Annotated in this window: 27 protein-coding genes and 3 tRNA genes; 13 read left to right on the top strand and 17 right to left on the bottom strand. The window is 63.6% G+C overall.

What is annotated here, in order from left to right; all coding sequences use genetic code 11:
* Positions 1 to 45 precede the first annotated feature (45 nt).
* Together GCU68_RS03610 and GCU68_RS03605 are read left to right on the top strand one after the other, a co-directional pair.
* Positions 46 to 1,011, top strand: a complete 966-nt coding sequence (locus tag GCU68_RS03610; RefSeq protein ID WP_152939093.1) for a VOC family protein — start codon at positions 46 to 48, stop codon at positions 1,009 to 1,011.
* Complete coding sequence (locus GCU68_RS03605; protein ID WP_152939092.1) at positions 1,008 to 1,685, top strand: alpha/beta hydrolase; 678 nt, start codon at positions 1,008 to 1,010, stop codon at positions 1,683 to 1,685. The genes GCU68_RS03610 and GCU68_RS03605 overlap by 4 nt, the downstream gene beginning before the upstream one ends.
* 59 nt (positions 1,686 to 1,744) lie before the next feature.
* Here the strand turns inward: GCU68_RS03605 and GCU68_RS03600 are convergent, their stop codons facing one another.
* Positions 1,745 to 2,386: an RPA family protein gene (locus GCU68_RS03600; RefSeq protein ID WP_152939091.1), complete on the bottom strand. Its 642-nt coding sequence runs from the start codon at positions 2,384 to 2,386 to the stop codon at positions 1,745 to 1,747.
* Position 2,387: 1 nt separating this feature from the next.
* Positions 2,388 to 3,317, bottom strand: coding sequence for a replication factor A (locus GCU68_RS03595; protein ID WP_152939090.1), 930 nt, complete (start codon positions 3,315 to 3,317; stop codon positions 2,388 to 2,390).
* A 271-nt stretch (positions 3,318 to 3,588) separates the two neighbouring features.
* Here GCU68_RS03595 and GCU68_RS03590 point away from each other — a divergent pair, with 271 nt between their 5' ends.
* Complete coding sequence (locus GCU68_RS03590) at positions 3,589 to 3,900, top strand: DUF7091 family protein (protein ID WP_152939089.1); 312 nt, start codon at positions 3,589 to 3,591, stop codon at positions 3,898 to 3,900.
* 31 nt (positions 3,901 to 3,931) lie between these two features.
* Here the strand turns inward: GCU68_RS03590 and GCU68_RS03585 are convergent, their stop codons facing one another.
* A complete protein-coding gene (locus tag GCU68_RS03585) occupies positions 3,932 to 4,162 on the bottom strand; it encodes a CDGSH iron-sulfur domain-containing protein (RefSeq protein WP_152939088.1) in 231 nt (76 codons plus the stop codon).
* 122 nt (positions 4,163 to 4,284) lie between these two features.
* Between GCU68_RS03585 and GCU68_RS03580 the strand changes: the two genes are divergently transcribed.
* Positions 4,285 to 4,578 (top strand): DUF7521 family protein, encoded by a 294-nt coding sequence (locus GCU68_RS03580; protein ID WP_152939087.1) that lies wholly within the window; start codon positions 4,285 to 4,287, stop codon positions 4,576 to 4,578.
* A gap of 217 nt (positions 4,579 to 4,795) precedes the next feature.
* On the opposite strand, the gene GCU68_RS03575 is transcribed toward GCU68_RS03580, so the two are convergent.
* Positions 4,796 to 4,867, bottom strand: a tRNA-Thr gene (locus tag GCU68_RS03575).
* Between the two features lie 94 nt (positions 4,868 to 4,961).
* The gene (locus GCU68_RS03570) at positions 4,962 to 5,735 is read right to left on the bottom strand and encodes a DUF7114 family protein (RefSeq protein WP_152939086.1); all 774 of its coding nucleotides are present in this window, start codon (positions 5,733 to 5,735) and stop codon (positions 4,962 to 4,964) included.
* A 61-nt stretch (positions 5,736 to 5,796) separates the two neighbouring features.
* Between GCU68_RS03570 and GCU68_RS03565 the strand changes: the two genes are divergently transcribed.
* Positions 5,797 to 6,507, top strand: coding sequence for an enoyl-CoA hydratase/isomerase family protein (locus tag GCU68_RS03565; RefSeq protein WP_152939085.1), 711 nt, complete (start codon positions 5,797 to 5,799; stop codon positions 6,505 to 6,507).
* A 72-nt stretch (positions 6,508 to 6,579) separates the two neighbouring features.
* Positions 6,580 to 7,119, top strand: a complete 540-nt coding sequence (locus tag GCU68_RS03560) for a GNAT family N-acetyltransferase (RefSeq protein ID WP_152939084.1) — start codon at positions 6,580 to 6,582, stop codon at positions 7,117 to 7,119.
* A gap of 27 nt (positions 7,120 to 7,146) precedes the next feature.
* Here GCU68_RS03560 and GCU68_RS03555 read toward each other — a convergent pair whose 3' ends face one another.
* Positions 7,147 to 7,941 (bottom strand): NAD+ synthase, encoded by a 795-nt coding sequence (locus GCU68_RS03555; protein WP_152939083.1) that lies wholly within the window; start codon positions 7,939 to 7,941, stop codon positions 7,147 to 7,149.
* A 168-nt stretch (positions 7,942 to 8,109) separates the two neighbouring features.
* On the opposite strand from GCU68_RS03555, the gene GCU68_RS03550 reads away from it, so the two are divergent.
* A tRNA-Gly gene (locus tag GCU68_RS03550) sits at positions 8,110 to 8,180 on the top strand.
* A 199-nt stretch (positions 8,181 to 8,379) separates the two neighbouring features.
* On the opposite strand, the gene GCU68_RS03545 is transcribed toward GCU68_RS03550, so the two are convergent.
* Positions 8,380 to 9,729, bottom strand: coding sequence for a hypothetical protein (locus GCU68_RS03545; RefSeq protein ID WP_152939082.1), 1,350 nt, complete (start codon positions 9,727 to 9,729; stop codon positions 8,380 to 8,382).
* 66 nt (positions 9,730 to 9,795) lie between these two features.
* Positions 9,796 to 10,230, bottom strand: coding sequence for a universal stress protein (locus GCU68_RS03540; RefSeq protein WP_152939081.1), 435 nt, complete (start codon positions 10,228 to 10,230; stop codon positions 9,796 to 9,798).
* 196 nt (positions 10,231 to 10,426) lie between these two features.
* Between GCU68_RS03540 and GCU68_RS03535 the strand changes: the two genes are divergently transcribed.
* Positions 10,427 to 11,284, top strand: a complete 858-nt coding sequence (locus GCU68_RS03535; RefSeq protein ID WP_152939080.1) for an NAD(+)/NADH kinase — start codon at positions 10,427 to 10,429, stop codon at positions 11,282 to 11,284.
* 2 nt (positions 11,285 to 11,286) lie between these two features.
* Here the strand turns inward: GCU68_RS03535 and GCU68_RS03530 are convergent, their stop codons facing one another.
* From GCU68_RS03530 to GCU68_RS03520, 3 genes are all read right to left on the bottom strand, one after another.
* Positions 11,287 to 11,940, bottom strand: coding sequence for a DsbA family oxidoreductase (locus GCU68_RS03530; RefSeq protein WP_152939079.1), 654 nt, complete (start codon positions 11,938 to 11,940; stop codon positions 11,287 to 11,289).
* 114 nt (positions 11,941 to 12,054) lie between these two features.
* On the bottom strand, positions 12,055 to 12,810 hold the full coding sequence (locus GCU68_RS03525) for a DNA-directed RNA polymerase subunit epsilon (protein ID WP_152939078.1): 756 nt from the start codon (positions 12,808 to 12,810) through the stop codon (positions 12,055 to 12,057).
* A 439-nt stretch (positions 12,811 to 13,249) separates the two neighbouring features.
* Positions 13,250 to 14,176: a nucleotidyltransferase domain-containing protein gene (locus tag GCU68_RS03520; protein WP_152939077.1), complete on the bottom strand. Its 927-nt coding sequence runs from the start codon at positions 14,174 to 14,176 to the stop codon at positions 13,250 to 13,252.
* A 705-nt stretch (positions 14,177 to 14,881) separates the two neighbouring features.
* Between GCU68_RS03520 and mptA the strand changes: the two genes are divergently transcribed.
* A complete protein-coding gene (gene mptA, locus GCU68_RS03515; protein WP_152939076.1) occupies positions 14,882 to 15,814 on the top strand; it encodes a GTP cyclohydrolase MptA in 933 nt (310 codons plus the stop codon).
* A 29-nt stretch (positions 15,815 to 15,843) separates the two neighbouring features.
* Here mptA and GCU68_RS03510 read toward each other — a convergent pair whose 3' ends face one another.
* Both GCU68_RS03510 and GCU68_RS03505 read right to left on the bottom strand, forming a co-directional pair.
* Positions 15,844 to 16,647, bottom strand: a complete 804-nt coding sequence (locus tag GCU68_RS03510; RefSeq protein WP_152939075.1) for a TrmB family transcriptional regulator — start codon at positions 16,645 to 16,647, stop codon at positions 15,844 to 15,846.
* 86 nt (positions 16,648 to 16,733) lie between these two features.
* Positions 16,734 to 18,383, bottom strand: a complete 1,650-nt coding sequence (locus tag GCU68_RS03505; protein ID WP_152939074.1) for a DUF255 domain-containing protein — start codon at positions 18,381 to 18,383, stop codon at positions 16,734 to 16,736.
* Between the two features lie 158 nt (positions 18,384 to 18,541).
* Between GCU68_RS03505 and GCU68_RS03500 the strand changes: the two genes are divergently transcribed.
* Positions 18,542 to 19,153 carry an FxsA family protein gene (locus tag GCU68_RS03500; protein WP_152939073.1) on the top strand — a complete coding sequence of 204 codons (612 nt, stop codon included), beginning with the start codon at positions 18,542 to 18,544 and terminating at the stop codon, positions 19,151 to 19,153.
* 68 nt (positions 19,154 to 19,221) lie between these two features.
* Positions 19,222 to 19,295: transfer RNA gene (locus GCU68_RS03495), tRNA-Ile, on the top strand.
* 94 nt (positions 19,296 to 19,389) lie between these two features.
* Here GCU68_RS03495 and GCU68_RS03490 read toward each other — a convergent pair.
* Entirely contained in the window at positions 19,390 to 19,860 is a 471-nt protein-coding gene (locus GCU68_RS03490) for a hypothetical protein (protein WP_152939072.1), read from the bottom strand.
* Positions 19,861 to 20,038: 178 nt separating this feature from the next.
* Between GCU68_RS03490 and GCU68_RS03485 the strand changes: the two genes are divergently transcribed.
* Positions 20,039 to 21,178 (top strand): acyl-CoA dehydrogenase family protein, encoded by a 1,140-nt coding sequence (locus GCU68_RS03485; RefSeq protein WP_152939071.1) that lies wholly within the window; start codon positions 20,039 to 20,041, stop codon positions 21,176 to 21,178.
* Between the two features lie 240 nt (positions 21,179 to 21,418).
* Here GCU68_RS03485 and chrA read toward each other — a convergent pair whose 3' ends face one another.
* Complete coding sequence (gene chrA, locus GCU68_RS03480; protein WP_152939070.1) at positions 21,419 to 22,777, bottom strand: chromate efflux transporter; 1,359 nt, start codon at positions 22,775 to 22,777, stop codon at positions 21,419 to 21,421.
* Positions 22,778 to 22,850: 73 nt separating this feature from the next.
* Positions 22,851 to 23,942, bottom strand: a complete 1,092-nt coding sequence (ahbB, locus tag GCU68_RS03475) for a siroheme decarboxylase subunit beta (RefSeq protein ID WP_152939069.1) — start codon at positions 23,940 to 23,942, stop codon at positions 22,851 to 22,853.
* A gap of 135 nt (positions 23,943 to 24,077) precedes the next feature.
* Here ahbB and GCU68_RS03470 point away from each other — a divergent pair, with 135 nt between their 5' ends.
* Positions 24,078 to 25,148, top strand: a complete 1,071-nt coding sequence (locus tag GCU68_RS03470) for an anthranilate phosphoribosyltransferase (RefSeq protein ID WP_152939068.1) — start codon at positions 24,078 to 24,080, stop codon at positions 25,146 to 25,148.
* Positions 25,149 to 25,299: 151 nt separating this feature from the next.
* Here GCU68_RS03470 and malQ read toward each other — a convergent pair whose 3' ends face one another.
* Positions 25,300 to 26,826 carry a 4-alpha-glucanotransferase gene (gene malQ, locus GCU68_RS03465; RefSeq protein WP_152939067.1) on the bottom strand — a complete coding sequence of 509 codons (1,527 nt, stop codon included), beginning with the start codon at positions 26,824 to 26,826 and terminating at the stop codon, positions 25,300 to 25,302.
* Position 26,827: the final 1 nt, after the last annotated feature.

The raw sequence follows: 26,827 nt of genomic DNA, 5'->3' as shown, positions 1-26,827 counted from the left end.
TTGTCTGGCCCGACAGGCTACGGTCCTCGAGACCTAAGAGCCGTTATGCACACCGATACGCCGGGGCTCCATCACGTGACGGGCATCGTCGGAGACGCACAGGAGGCGATCGATTTCTACACGGGTGTCCTCGGCCTCCGGCTTGTCACGCAGACGGTCAACTTCGAGGACATCCTGCAACACCACCTCTACTTCGGCGACGCGACCGGGATGCCCGGAACGGTTCTGACACTGTTTCCCGATCCCCACGGCGACGCCGGTCGCGTGGGGCCGCCACAGGTCGAATCGGTTGCGCTCGTCGTCCCGGACGACGCCCTCGAGTACTGGCAAGCGCGACTCGGCGAGCACGACATCGCAGTCGATGGGCCACGCGAGCGATTCGGCGACCGCTGTCTGCGGTTAGAAGATCCCGTCGGAACGCGCCTCGAGTTCGTGGCCGACTCGTCGGGCACTGTCTCGCCCACTGGAATCGAACCGTGGACGGATGGCCCGGTACCGACGGAGCGGGCGATTCGCGTACTCCACGGCGTGTCGGTGCTGTCGGTCAATCCCTACGCGACGGCGAGTACGCTCGAGACGCTGGGCTTCGAGTACGAGTCGGAAGCGGGTGGGCGGGTGCGATACCGCGCACCGGGGACTCGAGCGACGGTCGTCGATATCCTCGAGCGCGACGCCGACTTCGGCCGCGAAGGACAAGGGACGTTTCACCACGTTGCGGTGCGTGTCGAGCGCGAGGACGACCTCCACGAGTGGCACGAACTGTTCGACGACCGCGGCTACGACGTCTCGCGGGTCAAGGACCGCCACTTCTTCCACTCGCTGTACGTCCGCGAACCGGGCGGCGTCCTCTTCGAACTGGCGACTGACACCGACGGCGTCGCCGCGAGTGGAGTCGACGGTCGACCCGGCGAGTCGCTGTACCTTCCCGACTGGTTCGAGCGCGACCGCGAACTGATCGAGAGCCAACTACCGACGCTGACGGTGCCAACGGCTCACACGCGCGACCGATGACTGGCTCCGATCGCTTCATGGACGCCGTCTCGGGGCCCCACACCGGCCAGCCACTGGTGACGGCTGGTGCGCCCGCGCTAGCTGCGGATGCCGCGTACATCGTCTGTCACGGCCGCGGTGCGACGGCCCAAGGCGTGATCAACCTCGTGAAGCCAGTCACCGGCCACGGCATCGCGGTCCTCGCCCCGCAGGCCGAGCGAAGCCGCTGGTATCCACGTCGGGCGAGCGCACCACGGGAAGCCAACGAACCGTGGCTCTCCTCGAGCGTTGACTGCGTCGGGGCCGCACTTGAGGCCGCCCGGGCGATCGATATCCCGCCCGAACGAACCGTCATCGGCGGCTTCTCGCAGGGGGCCTGCGTCGCCGCTGAGTTCGTTCGTCGACGGCCCACCCGCTACGGCGGGCTTGCCGTCCTCTCAGGAACGCTACCCGGTTCGAACGACGAACTCGAGGCAACGATGATCGACGGCTCGCTCGAGGGGACGCCGGTGCTCGTGGCCTACGGCGGGGCTGACCCACACGTCGACCGCGAACGCATCGCTGCGACGTGTCGTGTCTTCGACCACGCGGGCGCATCGGTCGACAAGCGGTGCGACCCCGACGCGGGCCACGAGGTTACCGACGACGGATTCGACGGCGTCGGCGCGATGCTCGAGGCCGTTATCGACAGCTGAGTCGCACTGCTCGAGTCGTAGCTTGGCACAAAAAGGGCGGAATCGGTCGTAGACCGTTCTCAGACCGTCGCTTCGGCGTCGTCTTGCTCGACGTCCTCGAGGCTCTCGAGGGCGGCGATGACGTCGTTTCGGTAGTTGACGACGGGCAAGTCGTAGCGCTCGCGAGCCATCTGGGCATACTCGTTCGTGGGTGCCGTCGAGGCGCTTTCCGGCGCTTCCTGTTCGGCTTCCCACTGCTCGTAGGCCTCGATTCGGTCGAGGGTTCGCTCGGCGGTTTCGACGACCCAGCGGTCGCGGGTGGCGTCGTCGACGACCGAGATCGACTCCGGTCGGACCGAGACGTTGACGGTGCCGTCTTCGGTCTCGTAGGTGCGTGGTTTACCGACGATGGAGACGTACGCCGGCGGTTCGGTGTCTCGAAGCGTCGACGCGGCCTCGGGCTGGTACTGGCCGGCGTAAACGAAGAACGTCCCCGTCGGATCGACGACGCGGCCGCGCCAGTACTCGCTGTCCTCGCCGACGTCTTCGGTCTCGGTCAGCGTGCCGACGATGAACACGCGATTGGCGCGGTCGCCGGTCGGGAGCAGCGCGTAGTTGGGTGCGCGCTCGTCGTCGCTTTCTTTGAAGGTGTACGTCGAGTCGTTGAATTCGGAGGCGAAGACGCGGCGGGCGACTTCGCGGGTGAGTTCTGCCTGGCTCATGTTACATCGACCTCGCTTTGATCAGCAGCTGTTCTGGATCGGCTGGCCCATCGAGTTCGGAGACGTCGTCGGCCAGCACGTAGCGGCCGAACGTCGGCCCCTCGATGCGGTAGTAGGTGCCGACGATGTCATCCGCGATTTCGTCGGCGACGACGGTTGTATCGAGCGCGTCCATCGCCATGTCCTTGGCCTCCTCTAAGCTCAGGCCAGTCAGGTCTTCGGTGGCTTCCTTGTCGAAGATGACCTCGTGAGCGTCGATCCCGTCGTCGACGACGGCCTTGATCCGGAGGTCGAACTCGCCTTCGACCTCGCCGTGTTCGTTACAGCGGCCGTTCTGGAGGACGCGCGTGCAGTCGTCCTCGGGACAGCGCTTGATGAGCCCGCTACCGCTTTGCATGTCGACGAGCGCGCCTTCGATCTCGCTCGTATCGTCGCCGACCTCGAGATCCTCGTCGAGTTCCTCGATCACCGTTGTCGAGTTGAGTTTGACTGAGTACCGGCCCTGGTACTCGTCGGTGACGACGTTCTGTAGTTTGTAGACGCCGCCTTCCTCGAGTGCGGGGAGGTCGGATTTCGCCCACTTGGTGAACTTGATCGTCCCCGTCGGATCGCCCAGCAGGCCGACCTGTGCGACGGAATCGCTACGGGGATCCCAGAGTTCGATGACCTTCGCGGTGAGGTCGATCCACTGCTCGGGTTCGTCGACGTCCTCGACGTTTGCGGCCTCGCTGCCGCCTCGGGAGATGTCCTCCCGCTCGAGGTCGGCTTCCTCGAGGTAGTGGTTCGTGACGCTCCGTCGAGCTTCGTCCATTGGGACTTTGTACTCGTCGACGAGCGTGCGCAGGCGCTCTTCGATGTCCTCGACGGCGACGTCGATGTGGTCTGAAAACTGGTCGTGGATGTCGTCCGCGTGCTGTCGTACGTCGCTCATTGTGTCACGCCTCCTCTTTCGTTTCACTGGGAGGCATACGCGGGTTCGCTCCCGATCGTATTTAAAGTGCCGGCATCGGAGCGAAAGTGATCGGTGACGGGTCGAACCAGCTGCTTGCAGCGGGGGTGGGTGGCTGTAAATCAGCCATTGGACCGGTTTCACCACCGAGCGGCGGGCAGTCGTCAGATTCGAATGCTGGGCGGGCCGCTCACCGTTCAGCGACCGGTTCTCAGCGACGGGACTATGGGGTCGGCGTTCGAACAGATGTGTAATGGCGGATCGTCGTCGACTCGAACGGTTCCTTCGCTCGAAGCTACAGGAGGCTGGCGAGCAGTACGAACAGGTCCGCGGTTCGACGACCGAGCAACTCGAGGAGGCTCGCGAGGCCTATCAGGTAGCGAAAAACGCCCGCAGCCTCCCCTCGGACGAGCAGGGTCGGGCGAAGATCGTCTGCCGACGCTACGCCGAACAACGCGCGGCCATGCTCGACGACCAGTACCGGCCGGCCTGTTTCGAGGACGGCCATCCAGACTGTGAGGGCTGTGCGGAGGACGTCCGCGAGGGACGAATCGAAACGTGGTGAGTGTCGCTCGAACGCTCACCGGGGAGTTGTGCTACTCGTCGTCCGTCGTGACGACGCACTCGACGACCGATCGCTCGCCGTCTTCGTACACGTAGGTCGTCTCCGACTCTTCGTCGTCCGTCCGTCGGTGACTGCCATCACAGAACGGAAACGATTCTGAGAGCCCGCACTGGCAGACTGCGATATTTCCTTTCTCGTCGTCGATGTCCGACGGCTCCAGTTTCCGCGGCCCGGTCGCCTCGAGTTCGACAAGTCGTGTCATGGCCGTGGGTTCGAGCGGCGGTACCGAAAAGGAACTGGTCGGGATGCGAGTGAAACGTGGCCGAAATCGTCGTGAACACAAGGTACTTGGGTCCCGTTTGTGATTTCGAACTACGAACCAGTATGAGCTTCCACGATACAGGGCTACCGGTCGCGATCCTGCTTGCCGTCGTTAAGACGCTTATCCTGCTCGTTGGAAGTCTGATCACCTTCTTCGCGTACAAGGCCTACCGCCGGACTCGACAGCCCGCGCTCGGCCTGCTCGCCGTCGGGTTCGGACTCGTCACGCTCGGGCTGGTGCTTGCCGGCTTCCTCTATGAACTCCTCGGAGTGTCGCTGATGATGGGGATTCTCCTCGAGAGCCTGCTCATGCTCGCCGGCTTTCTCATTATTGCCCGCTCGCTGTATGTCACGTAACCGTCTGTTCTCGTTCGATCGTCCTGACCGTCGATCCGACGCGCCGTTGCCGAACGTTTGGCTTTTTTGACTTGTGAGACGGGTTCCTGGTCGTCAGTTCCGGTGTGACGGCAGAACGTCGAGATATGCGTTACACCGCTATTGTCGACCGTATGCGTCTCTACGGTCGGGTAAAGATATTTAAAACGCTCGGCTCGAGAACGTGAAAAACGGAAGAAGCCTAGGCCGGGATTTGAACCCGGGCTCTCGTCCTTACCAAGGACGCGCTTTACCGCTAAGCTACCCAGGCGCGCATCTTCTCGTTGTCGCGAGTTAACTTTATGAGTTTCGATTCGCCACCGGGCGTGGGGTGGTATGCCGCACCCCAATTCCGGAGCGGCCTATCAGTGGTCTGTCGCCGACGTCGCTCGATCTGTCGTGTGGTCCTCGAGCGAGCGTTCCGACAGCGGTGGGACGGGATCATCGAGACACTCGGTTGCGGGTGGGAAGGTAGTTCCGGCGGTGTCGGCGAGTGACTCAGCGGTGGCGAGCAGGCGTGGTGAGGGAGTTGTCCCGACCGCGGCGGTTCCGGTGAGGACGGCGAGCTCGAGGATGTCGCGCTCTAGATTTGCGTCCATCGTCACCGGATCGGCGGCGGTTTCGCGACGGGTTTGATCGCGACCGAACGCCTGGACCGTCCGAACCGCCTTGCTGGCCGCGTCAGTCCGGGCGAGCAGGTAGAAGCCACGAGCGACGAGGATGTCGGCGGCGAGAATCTCGAGATCCCCGGTGTCGCCATCTCGGCCGTCGGTCTCGCTCGTCCAGGGCTCGTCGTGGGCGAGCGATCGGGTGAGACGTAGTCCCTCGTAGATGAGCTGGACGCCGGCCGCCTGCGTGGCGATCCGCTCGTGATCGGTCGGACTGTCGTCGGCTGTGCCGTGTTCGGTGTCGCGGTCGTGCTCGCGGTCCGAGACTGATCGACTGGCTGGCAACTCGGACTCGAGGTCGCGGCTCTCGTTTCCGTCGGGTGCTGCCGCTGCAGCACTCTCGAGGGTGAGAACGCCGGGAACCATCGAGGCCTCGTCGAGAGTTGCCTCGATGAAATCGTATAGCTGCGGTGGTTCCACGTCCGCGATGGCCTCGGAGGCGGCCCGCCGACAGCTGTCGGCTTGTTCCATTGGAAGGGGGTTACGACGGAGGAGGCAAAGACCTTTGGAAACGTCGGGTACACTGGCGTACATGATCGATGTCGAGACCGATGCCGACCGCACGATCCGAACCGTGACGATCGACCGCCCCGAGGCGAGAAACGCCCTGACTGTCGAGGCACTCGAGGCCCTCGAGGCGGCGATCGACGAGGCCGACGAGCCCGTCATCTACCTCCGTGGCAACGGCCCTGCGTTCTGTGCAGGTGCGGATCTCGAGACCGTCAGCGGGCTCGAGGGCGACCGCGAGCGGGCTGTCGAGTTCGCCCGACTGGGCCAACGCGTCGCCCGGACGATCGAGGACTCGCCAGCCGTCGTCGTCGCAGGAATCGATGGCCCGGCACGCGGTGGGGGTCTCGAGTTCGCGCTGGCCTGTGACGTCCGCGTGGGCACGCCCGAGTCGACCTACGGCGAACCGGGCGTCACTTTCGGGCTGTTCGGTGCTTGGGGTGGCACCGTCCGACTCCCCCGCGTGATCGGCGAGGGCGACGCCCTCGAGTTCGCGCTCTCGGGACGGGCCGTCGACGCCGGGGAAGCGCGCCGAATGGGCTTGATCTCGCGAATCGAAGCCGACCCGCGCGTCGTCGCCGAAGAGATCGCCGCAAACGCAGCCGACACGCTCGCTGTGTTGAAACGCCGCATCCGGGACGACCGCGAACGCGCGACACAGGAGCGACTCGAGGCACAGGCCTTCGGCGACCTCGTCGAGGCCCACGCCGACGATATCGACGCGTTACTCGAGTAGGGACGGAACACCTCTCTTTGGTATGTGTTCGCGCCACAACCATTATTTCGCGACCGATCGTACGACGAGTCGATGCCCGATCCGGTCTTTCTCTCCGGCGACCGTGTCGATCTCCGGCCCATCGAGGAGGATGATCTCGAGTTCCTCCAGCGACACGTCAACGACCCGCGGATCTGGCGGGCGATCGGCCGTTCGAAGCCGCTCAACCGCGTGCAGGAACGGGCGTTCTTCGACGACGTCGTCTGTAACGACGAGTCAGTTCAGTTGCTGATCGTCGCCGAGTCGACGCCGGTGGGGACGGTCGGGCTGCAATCGATCGACTGGCCCTCGAGTCGAGGGGAACTCGGCTACTGGATCGCACCCGACCACCAGCGAAACGGCTACGCGTCCGATGCGGTCGACCGGGTCGTCGCATACGCGTTCGACCAACTCGGCCTCCACCGAATCGCCGCCCGCGTCTTCGCGTTCAACGAGCCCTCGCGACGCCTCCTCGAGTCGGTCGGGTTCAGACAGGAGGGCGTCCATCGGGACGTCGAGTTCATCGATGGCGAGTACCAAGACGCCTACTGGTACGGGTTACTCGAGGACGAGTGGCGCTCGGAGACGGCGTAGGTGGCTGCGTGCGGTATCCGTCGCCGATCAGTCCAGCGACTCCGGAGCCGGCGGCACCTGTCGCTTGTGCTCGCTTCGCTCGTACAGCCCGCGGACGTGCTCGACTGTTTCCTCGTCGACCTCGAGCAGTCGGCACGTCGCTGCGACCGACAGCGGGCCGTCGATGTGGGTCGCGAGGATCGAATCGAGCGTCTCGTAGCTGACTCCGAGTTCGTCTTCGTCGGTCTGGTCTGCCCACAACTCCGCCGTCGGCGCTTTCGAGACGAGGTCCTCAGCGACGCCCATGTGGCGTGCCAGCTGGCGGACTTGCGCTTTGTAGAGGTTCCCGATCGGATGGCAGTCGACAGCGCCGTCACCGTACTTGGTAAAGTAGCCGACCGCAGCCTCGCTTCGGTTGCCGGTGCCGACGACCAGCCGGTGCTCGTGGTTTGCCACGAGGTAATTCAGGACTGCTCGAAGTCGCGCTCGAGCGTTGCCGACGGCTTCGTGGTCGCCTTCGGCATCGGGGTAGGCCGCAAGCAGCGAGTCGATCAGTGGCTCGAGTTCGATGACGTCGTAGCTGATCTCGAGGCTCTGGGCGACTCGTTCGGCGTCGCTCATGTTCTCGTCGCTGCTGACGGTCCCCGGGAGAACGAGGCCGTGGACGTTCTCGACGCCGACTGCCTCGACGAGGAGGTGTGCGGTGAGCGTGCTGTCGATGCCACCCGAGAGTCCGAGGACGACTCCCTCGGCACCGGCGGCGTCGACCTGCCGGCGGATGAACTCGACGATGTGGTCGCGTTGCTCGTCTAGTTCCGCATCCGAAAAGCGAAGATCGATCATGTCATCGAATACGAGTGCGCGGGCTTAATACCCACCCCTTACGGGTAATAACTGGACGTGCGTCTGCTTTTCACGGGGGAGACGGCGGTCGAATCGCCGAAAAGCGCTACGTTGAAGTGTGGCTGGTGAGTACATTTGGATGGCTCGAGCGACGCTCGAATACCACGCGCGCTGGTGGTCTAGTGGTAGGACATGAGCTTCCCAAGCTCATAGCCCGGGTTCAATTCCCGGCCAGCGCATTCTGCGAGGAACGACCACGACGAGTACATCGTTCTCTCGAGCACCGATCGGACGACGAGCAACGCGACCCGAAGACACGAACCGGCCCCATACTGTCGGACAAACGTCAATAAACGTCCGATCACGTCTCACGGCTCGTCGGCGAAAGCGACGAGCGTTCGCGTGCGATCGGTGCGTGAACCGTTTTGTCCGGCAGTATCAGAAGTAGCCGAGCAGCGTCCCACTGAGGACGACCACCCACAGAACGCTGCCGACGAGCAGCATGTCGTTGTGCCGGAGGTCACGCGTCGCCCGTCTGGCTGCGCCGCCGGCGAGCAGCCCTAACGCGATGATGACGAGCACCCGCTGGAAGACGACGTCGATGGGGAGCGACTCCACACCGACGAGTCCATAATCGATCCAGATCGCCAGCGCGAGCGAGCCCGCGGCGACGAGCGCGGCGTCGAGTCGTCGCTCGAGCGTGCGAGCGATCAGAACGGTCGCAACCGGGATGCCGACCGCGATGACGGGATACAACACGGCGGCGATCATGTGTGGCGTCAGGAGTCCGACCCGACGCTCGAGGAAGAGTCCGCCCATCCGGACGCCGAGAAACAGCGCGAGGATGGTGAAGACGAGGATGATATGGCCAGCCTCGAGTCGGTCGTAGGCGGCCGCGATCCGGCGACGGTCGACGTCGGTCAGGTGATCGTCGATGGCGTCGGGCGTGTGCTCGGAGACGTAGTCGGCACCAGTCGAGCCGTCAATCTCCGTGTCGGTCGCCGCGACACGGCGGCGGGCAACGAGTCCAACCCCGGCGGGCAGGACGATCATGCCGGTGAAATCGACGACTGTCGCCCAGCCGTCGGCGTCGGAAGGGCCGTCGTTGGCGAGGTAGACCCGCTGGATGTCCTGTTCGGTGTCGACCTGCGGGTGATCCATGAAGTCCGACTCGATTTTCGACTGGGCCGCTTCGGAGCCGTCGACGCGGTGCCGGAGCGTAAACCAGTCGAAGTGCTCGGAGTGGCCCTGCATGGCGATCCACTGATCGGCGTCGTTTGGACTTTCGTATAGGCGGATGTGGTACCGATACCCGTAGTAATCGCCGTTCTCGAGTTGTGCGGTCTCGTCCGTCCAGTAGCCACGCTCGTCGGGTCCGGGGTCGATCCACGCGTACCGGGTCGCGCCATCGGCTTCACCCCATTCGAGGCCCGCCGCGTGTCCGGCTCGTTCCTCGAGGACGGTCTCGTTTTCGGCGTCGTCACCTCCTGTGGTCCCCTCGATTTCGCCCCAATCTCCGGCGTGTCCGTCGGTCATCACCGGTAACACGTCATCACTGTCCCCGCGGACGATCACGTTGATCGGACTTCGCTGCTGGAAGCGTTGTTCCGGGCTGAGAAAGCGCCAGAACTTGCTTTCGGAGCCGTTGACGGACGTCAACCGTGGCGAAACGTCAGAGTCGTCGGCCTCGACCTCGGTGGTCGACGGCGAGAACAGAAGCGACAGGCTTCCGACGAAGACGACGGAGAGTGCGAGCAACGCGACTGCGATGACGATCGAACGGCGCATTCGTTCCGTGTAGCGACTGAATACATATCAAAACAGGTGATCGTCGTGCGATGTCGCTCGTCGCTGTCAGGCGTCGACGTCCGGCCCAACGGTGAGCACGGGCGTGGGTGCCTGGCGGACGACGCGCTGGGAGACGCTTCCGACGACGTTGCGCTCGTACTCGTCGCCGCTCGTTCCCATCACGATCAGATCGATATCGTGCTCGTCGGCGTAGTCGACGATACACTCGGCGGGACTGCCCGAATCGATGGCGGTCTCGACATCGAGACCGTGGTCGATGGCCGCCGTTGCGACGTCGTCGACGGCGTCGCGCGCGTTTGCCTCGAGGTCCGTGCGGACGGCGTCGATTCGATCGTCGTCGAGGACCAGAAACGCGCGGTCGTCGACGACCGAGAGGACGTGTACGGTCGCTGATTTCGTCGTGGCGATCTCGGCTGCGTGGGCGGCGACGACTGCTGCGTGGTCGCTTCCGTCGGTGGGAACGAGGATTCGGTCGTACATCAGGGACTATCTAGATCACTCGAGTGAATAAAAAAAGCGGTTGCCGTGGTTCTCCTCGCGTGGGAATACGACGGCGACGCCGCGGCGGCGCTGCGGACGATACTGCGCACGGACGACCACGTGGCACGTGTGGCGCTTCGTGGTGGCACGATGGCACCAGCGGGCTTTTTGCATGTGGGATGGGTAGCCGCCGCCAATGGACGTTGCCGTCGGAATCGTCGCCCAACGCGGCGACGAGCGTGCACAGGACCTCGCTGCGGCACTCATCGAGACGCTCGAGCGTGCCGGCGACCGCGAGGGAGCGACCGTCTCGGTCGTCGTCGACGACGCGAGCGGCAACGCTGTCGATGCGCCGGCCGTCCCGGTCGCGTCGATGGCCGATCGAGATTTCGTCGTGAGCATCGGTGGCGACGGCACGCTGCTGTTCGTCGCCCGCGAAGTTGGGTCCACGCCGATCCTTGGCGTCAACCTCGGCGAAGTCGGATTTCTCAACGCTGTCGCCCCCGACGACGCCTGCGACGTCGTCGTCGACCTCCTCGAGGAACTGTGTGACACCGGCTCGCTCGAGGGGCGGGCGCTCTCGCGACTCGAGGCGACCGGTGAGGGAGAGTGGGCGCTCGAGCCGGCGCTCAACGAACTCGTCGTCCACGGGCCGCGACGGGGCCACGGTGGCGGTGTGACCGTCGAGACCAGAATCGACGGCGATTGCTACGCCGCGAGTCACGCCGACGGTGTGCTCGTCGCGACGCCGACGGGCTCGACCGCGTACAACCTGAGCGAGGGCGGCCCGCTGGTGCATCCGGAGACGGACGCCCTCGTCGTCACCCAGATGGCCGCCACCGAGTCGATGCCGCCGCTGGTCGTCGATCCAGACACGGAACTCACAATTTCGGTGTCGGGTGCCGATACTGCCTACGTCATCAGCGACGGGCGAAACCGCCGGCGACTCGAGCCGCCGGCGACCGTCACCGTCTCGCTTGCGCCCGACCCGGTTCAGCTCGTCGGGCCGACAGGGAACTTCGTCACGAGCCTCGAGAAACTCGAGTCGACGTAGCGCTACCGTCTCGAGTTAGCCGTGTCTCGACTCGCACCGTCGACGAGGCGCTCGAGCTGTGCCGGTGGGACGGCCCCGCGAGCGGCCTGTCCCTCGTAGATGAACGTCGGCACGCCGGTGATCCCCCGTCGCTGAGCGGTGGTGAACCGATCCTCGAGTTCCGTTCGGACGCCCTCGTCGGCGATCGCTGACCGAATCTCAGCAACTGGCAATCCGACGTCGTCCGCGAGGGCAGCCAGCACGTCGGCGTCGCCGATGTCACGCCCGTCTTGCCAGAGTGCCGCGTAGATCGCGTCGTCGAACGCAGCCCACTGCTCGGGGTACTCTTGTTTGACGTACCATGACGCCTGCTGGGCCGGCAGCGAGTCGACCTCGATCGCGATCTCTTGGGCCATCTCGACGTCGTACTCCGCCTGGAGGCGACGGACGTTCTGTTTCGCCTGTTCGAAGTACGTCTCGTCTTTGCCGTCGTCGACGTCGTGGTCGATCGAGCCGTCCGGATTCCGCTTTCCACTTCGAAGGTCGAACGGTTGCCAGTCGATTTCGAGTGGCTCCGCACGCGTTTCACGGTACTGTGCGAGCGACTGTTTGCCAAGATAGCAGAACGGGCAGACGTAATCGGCGTACAGCTCCAGCCGGTCGGGTGTCGCGGACATACACTCATGTCGCACTCGGGACGGAAAAGTCGATGGCAACCGGAACCGCCCCCTCAAGACCGTCGCCGGTGCACAGGTGAGCAGTGTCTGTCCGGCCCCGCATACCGGCTGCTGTCAGGCCTCGCCTTCGGTGTCGGCCTCGCCGGTTACGGTCACGTCGGGCAGATTCGGGTCTCGGTAGGGGTTCCGGCCGTAGGCTGGGAGCTCGTCCTCAAGTTGGGACTTGAGCACGCGCCGGAGCCGGTTTAGGCTGGTCGTATCCAGTCCGTAGTCGGCGGCGAGGCGTTTGAACGTCTCCTCATCGGTGATGTCGTGGGCCCGGTACTGACCGAACAACTCGTCCATCCGCTCGGCCGACAGCGCCTGTGCGTCGATGTCGTCCAGCCCGAAGTACTGCTGGCGGTCGACGTCGACCACGTGGCGAATCACCACCAGCGCGACCTTTTCGATCGCCCGCTGGCTGCCGAACTCCCGGAGGTCGATCTCGTCCATCACGCCCAGAGCGAGATCGCGTTGCCACGGCGTCACGTCGAGGGCGTTACACAGCGCCTGCGTCGTCCGGAGCCGGTCGAGTCGGTGGGCGCGCTCGCTGTAGCCCGGTGTCGCCGCGTGCTGTTCGTCGTGGAGGCGACGAACGCTCTCGGAGAGGTCCCCGTCGGGCGACTCGGCGCGGCCGATGACGGTCGCACTCGGCGTGACGACGCCCCACTGGCGGACCGTCGAATCGCGCTGGACGTCCGCTCGAGAGAGCGAGCCGGAGCCGGGCCGCGTCTCGAGACGCCGTTCCGTCTCGTACTCTGATCGCGGGCTGTCGCCGATGGCCACAGACTGGCCGGCGTCCGGACCGGGTTCAGCACCGTCGTCTCTCATTACGTCTCGCTCGGACAGGCAGACAGAAAAAGGCTCGCTCGTCTCGATCCGTCGTTCGCAACGACTGTCTATCCAGATAACAGATTTTCGAACGAGCGCCAGCACTGACGCTCCCGAGGATTCGAGGTCCGCGAAAAGCCCTTCGTAGCTTCACCTTGTAACCAGAGGGACTTAAAAAGAAGCGACATAGGTCACACATCTATCGACAGTCACGACTCGCGAATATGTGTTCCCGAGAACGACCATCTCCCGTCATAGCTCTACCTTATGAGCAGAGGCACTTAAACCGATGTCGAGAGGACGTGTTTGGACACCAGTCGCTGAGTAGTTTTGTGTCCTCGAGAAGCGACCGTCGTCCCGTCGTATCTTCACCTTATGACCAGAGGCACTTAAACGAACGATGTGGGAACACCCGGTGGCACAGCGTCGTATGAGTACGCTACTGAACTGCGGCGATCAGGTCGTCGATATACTCGTCTAGCTGTTCGATATCGGGACCATCGCGTGCGTGTATCGCGGGGTCGATCTCTCGAGGCGGGTGGGCGAAGTCGCGCCCGACGGCGTCGCCGATCGTGGTGTCGCCCTCGCCCGCACGTTTTCGCTCGAGCAACTCACGAGCGCGTTCGATCCGGTCGGTATCGAAGACCGCAGGTGCTTGCTCGATCAGGAACCGCTCGAACTCGAGTGTTGGCAGCTCGTGGCTGTTACGCTCGCCAGTTGCTTTCAGGTAGCGAGCCGACATCGCCGCTCGAGCGATCATCAGATTCCGTTTCACGGTGGGTTTGGTCTGCGTCTCGGTGAATCGCTCGTCGGCGGCCGCAATCGTCGTCGTCCCGGCGTCAGTTTCGACGACGTACGCGGTATCGTCCTCGAGTACATCGACGATCGGGAAGATCTCGTCGTCGGTTCGAACGAGATGGTGCGAGAGGTACTTTCGGTAGTTGCTCGTGGCGATGCCGCGCCACGTGTGATAGAGGTCCATCGGATTGTACGTCCCCTCGAGGTAGGTCGCGAGGTCGGCTGGATCGTACACGGTCCGATAGCGGATCGGACTGCGAAGGGTGTCGATCGCACCTTCGTTGGAGTCAGCCAGCAGGCTCGCAAACGTGCGAACGTCCCAGCCCTGAACGTCGATCTCATCATATTCGCGGTTGATAACCTCTGTGGGGCCCTCGAGGTGGGCGTACTGGCGCAGATCGGTTGGCACGAAAACGACGCCGACATCGTAGTCACTGTCGAGACTCGCCGCTCCCCAGGCGTGGCTGCCGCGGGCGACCGCCAACGTGATGGCGACGTCGTACTCGGACTCGAGTGTCTGTAGCGTCTCGGCAACCGTCTCCCGAACACGTGCCGGAACCGAATCCATAGCTGTTGCTCGACCAATAGCGTCCGCAAAAGCGGGTGGACCAGACCCAAATGCCCTTCGTAGCTTCACCTTGTGACCAGAAGTACTTAAAGAAGAGGCGGACCGACGATGGCCGCTCCTCGAGAAGTATCTGTCGTGTATGGCCGTCGCTCACCAGTTGTGGATGCTCGAGAACGACGACTTCCCGTCATAGCTCTACCTTGTGGCGAGAGATACTTAAAAAAACGACGGCTCGACCAGTGGCAAACCACGAGAGTTCTGAGTGACTCAGCCCGGGCCAGACGTGCGATTAAGTCCAGACGCACTGCTGGAGTGTAGTGTCCCTAGAACGATGACTTCCCGTCGTAGCTTTGTCTTATGACGAGAGGTTCTTAAAAGATGCCGTCAACGACGGCGATCACTGCTCGAGTGCTTCGATCAACGAACGAAGGGAATCACCGTGGCCGTTGCTCACCAGTTGCGGATGCTCGAGAACGACGGTATCCCGTCATAGCTCTACCTTGTGACCAGAGGGACTTAAAGCGGCGCACGCGAACGAGACGATCGATCAACCGTCGCAATAGTGATTGCCATGAGCAGTGCGTCTCATCGGCTGGTTCAGTACCCGTTTCCGGATAGTGTGGCCTCACCTCACCGGGGCGACCGATCGGCCCGAGAATGTCGTGTTCCGAAAGGTTGAATCGCGTCGTGCCCTGAGTGCGCACAATGAGTCACCAGCTGCCGGACGTGCAGGCGACGTCCCCCGACGTCACCGTCGGTCTGAGTCAGGTCGGCGTCACCGGCGTCGACAAACTCGTCAAGATCGCCCGTGAGGGGAAACGACCGATCGTGCTCACCGCCGAGTTCGAGGTCTTCGTCGACCTTCCCGCCTGGCGTAAGGGCGCAGACATGAGCCGCAACATGGAGGTCATCGACGAGATCTTAGAGGACGCGACCCGCGAAGAAGCCTACCGCGTCGAAGAAGTCTGTGGAGAGGCTGCAGAGCGACTCCTCGAGAAACACGATTACACCTCGAAAGCGCAAGTGTCGATGGAAGCCGAGTTCATGCGCCGCGAGCAGACGCCCGCGAGCGATCGTGAGACCCAACACACGGTCGATATTATCGCGTCTGCGACGGCAACCGAAGACGGCACGCGCGAGGAAATCGGTGCGGAAGTCACGGGAATGACCGTCTGTCCGTGCTCGCAGGGAATGTCTACCTCACGCGCGAAAGAGACGCTCCAGAACCTCGGCGTCGAAGACGAGACGATCGCACAGTTCCTGGAAGAGGTTCCCCAGCCGGGCCACTCCCAGCGGGGCCACGCGACGCTGACCGTCGAATCCAACGGCGATCCGGAGATCGATCTGAACGACATTATCGACATCGCCCGCGACTCGATGAGCGCCCGAATATACAATCTCGCGAAACGACCCGACGAGGACCATATGACCTACGAGGCTCACGCGGACGCGAAGTTCGTCGAGGACTGCGTGCGCGCACTGGCCGACGGCGTCGTCGACGAATTCGACCACCTGCCGGACGACGCAGTGATCACGATGGCCCAATCTAACGACGAGTCGATCCACCAGCACAACGCCCACGCCGAGCGCGTCGTCGAGATGGCGACGCTGCGCGAGGAAGTCAACGGCGAGAACTGATTCCGACCCCTGTTTTTCAACGCGAGTACTCAGAACTCGAGCGGCTCCGCTTCGTCCCAGCGGGGAACGAACTCCTCGTGGACGTTCGCAGCGAACTCGGGGTCTTTGAGGTCGATCATGCCGAACGCCTCGCCCGAAGAGAGCGGATTCGGCACCTGAATGCAGACCTCGACGCCGTCGATGATGTTGAACGAGCCCGTGATGTCGTCGTTCGTCCGCACGTCGAAGTCGGCGCGCTGTTGGAGCGTCTCTCGGTAGCGTCGACCGACCGCTTCGGAGAGCGAGCCGACCATCTCGCGCGTCATCAGGAGATCGACCGAGACGCCCCGATCGAGGGCGTCCTCGAGATGAGCGTTGACCGTTTCGCTGACAGCCTGCATGTCCCACTGGGGGGCGGGATCGGCCGAGACCATCACGATGTGATCGTCGGCGGCCGCGAGCCGCTCGAGCAGGAGATCGATCGTCTCATCGGGGCCGACGGCGGCGGTCCAGAATTGGTCTTCGACCGGCTCGGCGGCGTCGAGTTCGTCGGAGAGGTCGTCGACGATCGACTCGTACTGATCGGCTTTCTCTTCGAGTTCGCGTTTCTTGTCGTCGAGCAGTCGATCCAGCGCCGTCGCGGGCTCGACGGCGACGTACTTTTTCGGTCGACTCGCGGTTTGGCTCCGGACGAGGTTGTACTGCTCGATGCTGTTTAGCACGTCGTAGATCCGCCCCATCGGCACGTCGCTCGCGCGCGACAACTCCTTGGCTGTTGTTGGTCCGGTATTAAGCAGTGCCCGATACGCTCGAGCTTCGTACTCCGAGAGCCCGAGATCCCTGAGACTGGCCATATGATGATCGACCAACCGAAGAAACATAAACGCTGTGGTGGTTTGACAGAGGCACAGTTGTCCGGCTACAGCAGTGCCCGTTGGCGTTACTCGAGGACGTGCTGAACGCGTTTACTCAACTCGTCGGGGGTTTCAGCGACCGACGAAACGCGGTCGCCAAGTTCGACTCGTGCCGTTTCTGACTCGAGGTCGTCGGCGTCGGGAACGACGATTTTCTCGTGGTCGGCGAGTCGCAGGGCCGCCCGATGGAGGTCGGCTCCGGGCTCGTCGCCGACGGCGATCACCAGCGGCCCCTCGAGGAGCCGCGAGACGACCGTCGCGTAGCCGGCGACCTGCACGCCGAAGCGATCGCTCGCGCCGGCGAAGGCCTCGAGCGTTTCCCGAGCGAGGTCGCGGTAGCGCTGTGTGCCCGTCAACACCGACAGCTCGAGCAGCCCGTCCGCGATGGCGACGTTCGCGTCCAGCGGCCGCAATGGTCGGTCGAGCAGGCCGGCACCCACCGCCGGTGCATCGAGGAACGAATCCTCGTCGTACAGGTGCTCGATCGTCGCGTCCGCGACCGTCGTTGCGTCCTCGAGAACGGCCGGTTCGATCGTGCTCGCGGCGGTCGTCAGCGCCGCCAGCGTGCGGGCCTGATTGAGCAACAGCGGAATCGGGTCGCCGTGTGCGTCGCGTTCGACGCCGCGCTCGAGTGTGTGAGCGGCCACACCGTCTACGAGCAGGTCCTCTCGGAGCGTTTCGAGAGCGCGTTCGGCGTAGCGTCGCGCGCGCTCGTCGTCGGTGTAGGCGTAGTACGTACATAGTCCTTCGATAGCCAGTCCGTTGGGGCCGGCGAAGACACCCTCATCGACCGGCGGCTCGGCTGCGCCGGCGCGGTCCGTTGCATCGAGGGTGTGCGCATCGTCCTCGCCGGGTGCTTGGCTGTTCATAAAGGCCGAAGCGTCGGCGTTCCAGAGCGTCGTCGTGAGATACTCGATGGTTCGCTCGGCTGGCTCGCGGTACTCGTCGCTGCCCGTATGCAAGTAGGCGTTTGCGAACGCGCGGACGAGCGCGCCGTTGGAGTCGAGCAGTTTCTCGTGTTGGAGTCCCGCCCAATCCCGTTCGGTCGCGAAGCGATAGAAGCCGCCGTCGTACTCGTCTAACAGGTTCGCGCTCACGGCGTCGAACGACCGCAGTGCCATTCGCCGGTCGCGTTTGAGCGCGAACTCGAGGGCATCGGGCAACGGAAACTTCGGACTCTCGCCCCAGCCGCCGGCTGTTTCGTCGTAGGTTTCGGTGAGTTGCCCGAGCATCGCGGCTTCGATGTCAGCCGTCAACTCGCCTGCGGGCGGGTTGTCCTCCCGAAGCGGCCGTGGGATCCGTGCGGCGCCGCTGCCGTTTGTCTCCCACATGGTCCGGACGCTATCCAGAACCTGTCGCATCCCGTCGGGTCCGAGATAGCCCGCACCGGTCAGGACAGCGCCGTTCGGCGCGAGAAAGACCGTCGAGGGAAAGCCACCCATATTGTACCGATCACGCACGCGCGGGCGACGGTCGGCGTCGACCCGAACCGGGACGAAACTATCGTTGACGTTGGCCGCGATTCGTGGCTCCGCGTAGGTCGCGCGGTCCATCTCGTGGCAGTGATCACACCACGTCGCAGTGAGTGAGAGCAAGACGGGCTTGTCCGCCTTCGTCGCCTCGTCGAAGGCGTCCTGTCCCCACTCGCGCCACTCGACACGGGTCGGATCGTTCATACCGAAGCCTCGGCTGTCGCAGGCGTAAGCCCTTCGTTCGCTACTGAATACCGTCTCTCGTCGCAACTCGAAGTAGCCGGCTCGACTCGAGGGCGTGGCGCTCGTTGCAAAGAATATGAGAGTAAAGCGTTTTCACCCTCCACCGGCTATATCGGGGCATGCTCCGGTGGATCTTCGCGCTCCTGCTCATCCCGTTTCTCGATGCGGTGATCCTCGCGATCGTCGTCAGCCAGACGACGTATCTCGGCTGGGTGGGAATGGTGTTGCTCGTCGTCCTGACCGGACTCGTCGGCATGTTGCTCGTCCGTGCCGAGGGTCGCCGAACCATCCGAAAGATGCAGCGATCGCTGGCCCAAGGCAAGCCGCCGACGAACGAACTGCTCGACGGCGGGCTGTTGATCGCCGCGGGAGCGTTCCTGCTCACGCCCGGGCTGGTCACCGACGCCATCGGCTTCCTGCTCGTACTCCCGGTGACCCGGCTTCCGATCCGCGCCGGCCTCAAACGCTTCGTGATCGTTCCGTACGCGGACAAGAAAACGGGCGGCTTCGCAAGCGGCAAAGTCTGGACCTTCGGCTTCCCCGACGAGGGGATGGCTCGAGGTGGAAACCAGACGCCGACCGAGAGCGGCACCTACGATCTAGGTGCCGATGACTACTCCGTGGATGCCGACCCCAGTGAGGACTCCTACACGATCGACTTCGGAACCGAACGCACGTCGGATGCAGCCGACGACGTCGACGACGAGCCCGACGATCCCTCTGCTCGGTAGCGAATCTCACAGCGCTCGAAGAAAGAAACTCTTAAACATACCAGCCAACAACTACTGAATGCGAACGCGGGCCAATAGCTCAATCAGGTTGAGCGCCACTCTGATAAGGTGGAGGCTCTCGGTTCAAATCCGAGTTGGCCCATACTTTTCCAACGAGCAAATTCGTGAGGCAGTCGTCCGTACGGCATACGCTCGGTTCTGGTCACAGCGGTAGCTTTCGAGCGTGACCCTGGTCGCTAAAACGAGCCACTGACGCCGTCAGTCGTGCTCCGTCGATTCTGAGGAGTGGTCGTTGCGCGATCGGCGATAGACCGTCCTCGAGTGTTCCTGCTGTGGCCCGATCGCGTTGATAGATGGGTGTACGCCAGCAGCGAGTCGTCTTTGAGCACGACCTGTACGACGTCCCGTTCTGCGATTTCATCGAACGTCGCTTTCGGCTCGACGTGCTGGTCGACGAGGTCGCCGCCGTCCTCGAGCAACAAGACGACGTGCTCCCCGTCGACGATTCGATCGACGACGGCGACATAGCGTGTTGCCCCGTCTGGGTGGTCGTCTGCCGACACGCCACTCGTTTGGGAGTGAGTGCCGTCTGTCCGGATCGCATCACAGCTGGGAGTTGCACTGACTGCTGTCGAGTTGGCGATGGTTGCTGTCCCGATCGAACCGAGCATCTGGAGAACTGTGCGCCGTGATGGTCGGTGTGGCATATCCCCGTTGGTCCCGTGATCACTGATAAACGTGCGGACGCGGAGGGGCAGCGCCCCTTGGATCGAGCCCACGCTGGCTGTCGAGGAGAAGTCTTACAGTGTTAGATTTATTCCTATTTCTCCTTTTATCGGTTACATTCGCCGAAGCTATTTTGTCATTCCTACCCGATAACCGGGTATGGCATTTACGCTGTCTGACGAGCATGAAGCGATTCGGGAGGCCGTTCGCGAGTTCGGCGAAAACGAGATGAAGCCAGTCGCGGAAGAGCACGACCGCGAGCACAGATACCCGGAAGCGCTCCGCAAGAAGGCTGCCGAGTACGATTTCGTCGCACCGGCGATCCCGCTCGAGTACGGCGGCGCGGGGATGGACAAGCTCTCGAGTACGATCGTCACCGAAGAGCTCTGGCGAGCCGACCCTGGGATCGGTTCAGCCGTCGGCAGCGCTGGCTTCGGGACGAACATGATCCTCGAGTTCGGCGACGAATGGATGAAAGAGGAGTGGCTCCCCAAAATCGCCGCCGGAGAGAGCGCGTCCTGTTCGATGATCTCCGAACCCGCACATGGCTCGAACGTCGCCGGGATGGAGACGGTGGCCGAGCGAGATGGCGACGACTACGTCATAAACGGGAGCAAGATGTGGATCACCAACGGGACCGTCGCCGACGTCGGTGTTGCGATGGCAAAGACGAGTCCCGGAGACGGGCATCGCGGCATCACTGCCTTCCTCGTCGAGATGGACACCGACGGGGTCTCGACCGAGAAGATCGACAACAAACTCGGGATTCGCGCCTCCGATCTCGCCGAAGTCGTTCTCGACGACGTCCGCGTGCCCGCCGAGAACGTCATCGGCGAGGTCGATCAGGGCTTCTACCAGCTGATGGAGTTCTTTGCGTCCGGCCGTACCAGCGTCGCTGCACAGGCCGTCGGAGCTGCACAGGGTGCGCTCGATGCCGCTATCGAGTACGCCACCGAACGCGAGCAGTTCGACCGAAAGATCAAGGAGTTCCAGGCTATCGAGCACAAACTCGCCGAGATGGCGACGAAAGTCGAAGCCGCCCGCTCGCTGACCTACCGTGCCGCCAGTCAGGTCGAGAACAACAATCAGGACGTCGCCGCCCAGTACTCAAGTATGGCGAAGCTGTTCGCCAGCGAGATTTCGGTCGAGGTCGCCGACGAGGGCGTACAGGTTCACGGCGGTGCGGGCTACGTGACGGACTACCCGGCCGAACGCTACTACCGCGACGCCCGTATCACGAAGATCTACGAGGGGACCAGCGAGATCCAGAAGAACATCATCGCCGATCAACTCCTCTAGAGTCGCCGAGAGCGAGTCGGACGTACTCGAGTGCTCAGAATCGATCCGCGAGTTCGACGCGCGAGTTCGACGATGTCTGTCGGGCGAGGACCGGCACGCCAGCGGAGCGAGCGATAGCATCCCCAACCTGTTAGGCAATCAATTTGTGTCAAACGATCGTCTATCGACGTGTGCCATCCAGAGGCGTGGATGGCGGCCCCAGGGGCACACGTGGAAAAACAACGGGGCCATTTTTCGCGCTTAGATGATGAGAAAATACCACGCCATACCTACGCCACCGCCACCGAGGATGAGGTACGCGGCGTGAACGTCACGGATGAACAGCACGCTGGTTACGGCTGCCAGAGCGACCGTGAAGCTGTCGACGAACGACTCAAGCGCCAGTGTCACGGTTGCGCCTAAAATCGCCCCGACGACCGCGGCGTTGACGCCGATGAGTGCTGACTGGACGATGTCGTTCTCCCGGACGCGCGCGAAGTATGGGAAGAAGCCCATGATGAACGCAAACGAGGGGCCGAAGGCACCGACCATCGCGACGAACGCCCCGACGACGGCGACCGAAACCAGACCGTAGGTGTCGAGCATGAGTTTGTAGCCGACGAACGCCGTCGTCATCACGACCGGGCCGGGTGAGAGTTGGCCGATTGCGATGCCGTCGACGAACTCGCGGCCGGTCATCCAGCCGAACTCGTTGACGACGTAGAGTTCGATGAAGGGGATCAACACGAGCCCGCCGCCGTAGATGAACGAGCCGGTGTAGATCATGAACGCGAACAGTTGCACCCACGGGTTCGCCCAGATTGCGAGAAGGAGTCCCCACAACGGGCTCGTTTCGATGGTTCGCCGTGTCGCCGGGCCGAGAAGGTCGAATAACCGATCACGAACTGCAAACGCGACGCCGACGACAATCGCACCGCTCGACCACACTGAGACGCGACGCCAGTTCCGGCGAACCCACGTCGAGCGGTAGATGCCGACCGCGATCGCCCCGGCGACGACGAACTGAACGACCGGATTGGTACCGATGGTAGCCGTCACGACGAGTGCAGCGGCGAGCAGTCCCACCAGCAGGTAGTCGATCGACCACGTTTCGCCGCCGAGCCGAAACTCGGTGTCGGCCCGTCCCTCCGCGAGCGCACTCCGTGCCATCGACCACGACGCCCCGACGATGAGTCCGATCACGACCGGGTTGATGCCGTAAAACAGTGCTTCGACCGACGGCACCGCCTGATAGGCGAAATAGAGCCACGAGAACAAGACGACGATGACGAACGTCGGCAGCATGAAGAAGAAGCCGGCGACGACCGCGCCGGGATTGCCGGCGTAGATCCAGCCCATGAAGATCCCCAGCTGTGTCGAGGCAGGCCCGGGGAGGGTGTTACAGATCGCGAGCCCCTCCATGAACGTCGACTCGTCCGTCCACTCGCGGCTGTCCTCGCCGACGAGGTCGGACTCCATCATCGCGATGTGGACGAGCGGACCACCGAAGCCGACGATACCGATAAACAGGAAGTATCTGGCGATCTCGAGCAACTTGTCTCGCGACGGCGCACCGCGATAGGGGGTGGCTGCCGACTCCGTCGCCGTCGTGTCAGTCACACGGCGAGTGACACCGCCGAAGTCGATAAGCGTACGCCCCGTCTCGTCGTCGCTCGAGTGGTATGCCGGATAGTCAGTTGCCGACCAGATCTTCGTAGCGTGCCCCTGTCTGCTTCAGTGTTTCCGTGGAGTAGAGTCGCTGGTGTTCGACGGGGAGATACTCGGACGCGAGTTCGTCGATTTTGGCGTCGACGGCGTCGGCGTCGCGGCCGTGGATCATGGTAAACAGGTTGTACGACCAGTCCTGCTCGGGACGTCGGGGACGGTGGTAGCAGAGCGTGACGTAGGGGAGGCCACCTGCCCGCTGACCCCTCTCGTCTAACTGGTCGTCCGGGACGTCCCAGACGACCATACAGTTCGAGTCGAAGCCGGTGACGACGTGGTTGACGACGCAGCCGATGCGCTTGATACAGCCGGCTTCCGTGAGTCGCTCGATCGCCTCGAGGACATCGTCGACGTCCACCTCGAGCTCGTCGGCGATCTCCCGATAGGGCGTTTTCGAGAGCGGGAAGCCGTCCTGAATCGCAAGTAGGAGGTCGGCCTCGAACGCGGAGAGGTCACCGGTCGCCTCCTCGCTGATGTGGGTCGCCGAGGCGTCGGTGCCGTCGTCGACGGATCGGCCCATGGCGTCACCGGTCATCGCGTCCGCGGACTGGTGATTCGTACTCTCCCGGGCGAACCGATCGCTGTTGACGACGGGGAACTCGAGGTTGATGTAGTAGTCGGTCAGCATCGGCAGGTTGAGGACGGCACAGCCGGTTCGCGCTTCGATCTCGGCGAGGATCTCGTCGCGCCGTTCCCGGGAGCCGGCGGTGACGACGAACCACATGTTCCACTCGTGATCGCGGGCGTAGTTGTGGTTGACCTGCCGGTACTCGTTGATGATCGCCGCAATCTCGTCGAATCGATCCTCGGGTGCCTGTACGGCGGCCAATGTCGACGACCCGATCACTGGCGGGTTGAGGACGGCGCCGAACCGGCGGACGATGCCCGATTCGCGCAGTCGACGGACTCGCTCAAGTGCGTCCGTCTCGTCGATGTCGAGGTCCGACCCGATGCGACGGAACGGGCGTTCCTCGATGGGCACACCGCTCTGGTAGCCGTCGATGATCGCTGCGTCGACGTCGTCGATGGCCTCGCGCCACTCCCCCGAAAGGCTGCTCATTGGCGGACCTAGGGAGATGCCGCCTGTATCGTTTTCGGCTTTGAGTGTCGGAACTCGCGGTCAAACCCGTCATTTGCAGGTTTCATCGTCACCGGAAACGGGAGGCTTTTGGCCGGTCCCTCCAAACCCACGCGCATGGCGCAGGCATCCCAGGAGTTCGGCGAGTGGCCGCTCAAACGGCTGATGACCGAAATCGTCGGGTCCGGTCCCAAGTCCGCCGACGACATGACGCACGCGCAGGCTCGAGAGGCATTCCAGCGCATTCTGGCCGGCGAACCAGACGAGACGACGCTCGGGGCGTTCTGGCTGGCGAACCGCTGGAAGCGAAACACTCCCGAGGAGCTGGCGGCCTACACCGACGTTATGCGCGAGGAATCGGTCGTCACCGCAGAACCCGAGGTCGATCCAGTCGACTGCGGGGCGAACTACGACGGCAAACACTCCTCGGCCGTCCTCGGCGTCGGTGCCGGACTCGTCGCCGCCGCCGCGGGCACGCCGGTCGTCGTTCACTCCGGCGATCGGGTCCCCACCCAGAAGGCCACGGCGTACAAACACGTGCTGGACGAACTCGGCGTGCGGACGGAACTCGAGCCAACCGAAAGCGCCGACATGGTCGACGAGACGGGCTTCGGCTTCTACTACCAGCCCGCGTTCAACCCCGGCATTCTGGACCTCTACGAACGACGTGACCAGATGGGCGTGCGCACGTTCGTCAACACGATCGAGACGGTCGCCAACCCCGCAAACGCCGACGTCCATCTCGGCTCGTTCTACCACCTCGCGTTCGCAAAGAAGATGAGCGACCTCATCGAAGCAAGCGACCAACTCGAATTCTCGCGGGCGATCTTCTTCCAGGGAATGGAGGGCTACGACGACATCCGCCCCGGCTACACGAAAGTCGCCGAGTGGGACGAAGGCAACGAGGCACTCGAGGACTACGAGATCGAAACCGCCGAGTACGGCATGGAAATGGAAAACGAAGACCTCGAGGTCGACGACGTCACCGCGGATTCGGCGTCGATCACCGAAGCCGTCCTCGCCGGCGAGCGCGACGACGAGTTCGCCGACGCCATCGCGCTCAACGGCGCGTTCCGGATGTATGCCCGCCAAGACGTCGACTCGCTTGAGGAGGGACTCGAGACGGCTCGCGACGTGATTGCAGACGGGAGCGCCGAAGCGGTCCTCGAGGCCCTTCGCGACTACTGAGACGGGCTGCTGTCTCGAGTTTCCGGTGTGCCCGCAGGACAGCCGCGGGCACGCCGGCACTGACTGCCAGTCTTCCGTCCGAAACGGCCGATCTTCGTTCTCGAGTGGATCGACACTTCGCGATCACTGTTTGAAGCGGCGACTAGACCATTCAGTGAGACGTCGTCTCGTCGAGCCGATCGGTTCGAGCCGTCAGCTCGCGCAGCCGAGCTGTGGGGAACGACTCGAGTCGATCGGTCGAAAGACGCCAGTCCCAGTTCCCGTCGGCGGTGCCGGGCGTGTTGAACCGCGCCTCGCCGTCGAGTCCGTAGAGGTCCGGAAGCGGGGTGATCGCGAAGACCGCGTCACTCTCCCAGGCTGCCTCGAGGAACTCCCAGTGGATCTCGTGACCATCCGTAGAGAGGTAGTAGTGCAGACAGTCACGTTGCTCGCCGTCGACCGATTCGTACCAGCCGACGACTGTATTCGTGTCGTGCGTAGCCGGGTAGGCGACGCTGTCCTCGGGATAGACGTGGGGCTGATAGCGATGGTCCTCGGTACACCAGTCTGCGTACTGGAGGACGCGCATTCCAGGTGCGCCGATCGACTGCCGGAGTCGCTCCACACCGTCGGTGAGGTGACCCAGATCCTCCGCGATCAGCGGCAGTTCGTCGCAGCCGTCCGCGACGGTCTCAAACAGCTCGCGACCGGGACCGTCGCGCCACTCGCCCTCGTGGGCCGGCGCGTCGGCTGGAATCGCCCAGTAGCGATCGAACGCGAGGAAGTGGTCCAGCCGGGCGATGTCGACCAACTCGAACAGTCGTTCGAATCGATCGACCCACCACTCGTAGCTGGTTTCAGCGAGCCGGTCCCAGTCGTAGACCGGGTTCCCCCACTTCTGTCCGTCGGTCTCGCCCCCGCCCCCGGGCGGCACGCCGGAGACCACGGCAGGGGTGCCGTGGTCTTCGAGTTCGAAGATGTCGGGGTTGGCCCAGACGTCGGCGCTGTCGAGTGCGACGTAGATCGGGAGATCGCCGACGATCTCGACGCCGTGGGCTGCGGCGTGATCCCGAAGCTCGGTCCACTGTTCGGCAGCCAGATACTGGACGAACGCGTGATACCGGATGTCGCTCGCTCGCTGTTCGCACGAGCGCTCGAGTGCGTCAGGGTCGCGCAGCCGGATCGGCTCCGGCCAGTCGAGCCACGCCTGACGGTCGAAGTCGGCTTTCAGCGCCGCGAAATGGGCGTACTCCTCGAGCCAGGTCGATTCCGCCCGAAACTGCTCGAGACCGTCTACCAGGTCGGGTGGCTGTTCGCGCTCGAACGTCTCGAACGCCACACGAAGCCGCGACGTTTTGAACGACCGGACAGCGTCGTATGCGACCCGGTCGTCGGTGAGTTCGTGATCGAGTTCGGGATCGGGCTCGAGCGCGTCGTCGGTGAGCAGGCCGCGCTCGTTGAGGGCCTCGAGATCGATCAGAAGCGGCGAGAGGGCAAACGACGAAGACGACTGGTACGGCGAGTCGCCGTGGATGCCGACGGTCGGTCCGAGCGGACAGAGCTGCCAGAGTGACTGGCCCGCCGCCGCGATCGTCTCGACGAACGACCGGGCAGGCGCACCGATCGAGCCGATGCCGTGTGGTCCGGGGAGCGCCGTCGGGTGACAGAACACCCCGCTCCGTCGGTCGAAAGCAGCCATA

This window comes from Natronorubrum aibiense, from assembly GCF_009392895.1.
GTDB classification, from domain to species: Archaea; Halobacteriota; Halobacteria; order Halobacteriales; family Natrialbaceae; genus Natronorubrum; species Natronorubrum aibiense.
This window is presented reverse-complemented; position numbering and strand designations above follow the sequence as displayed.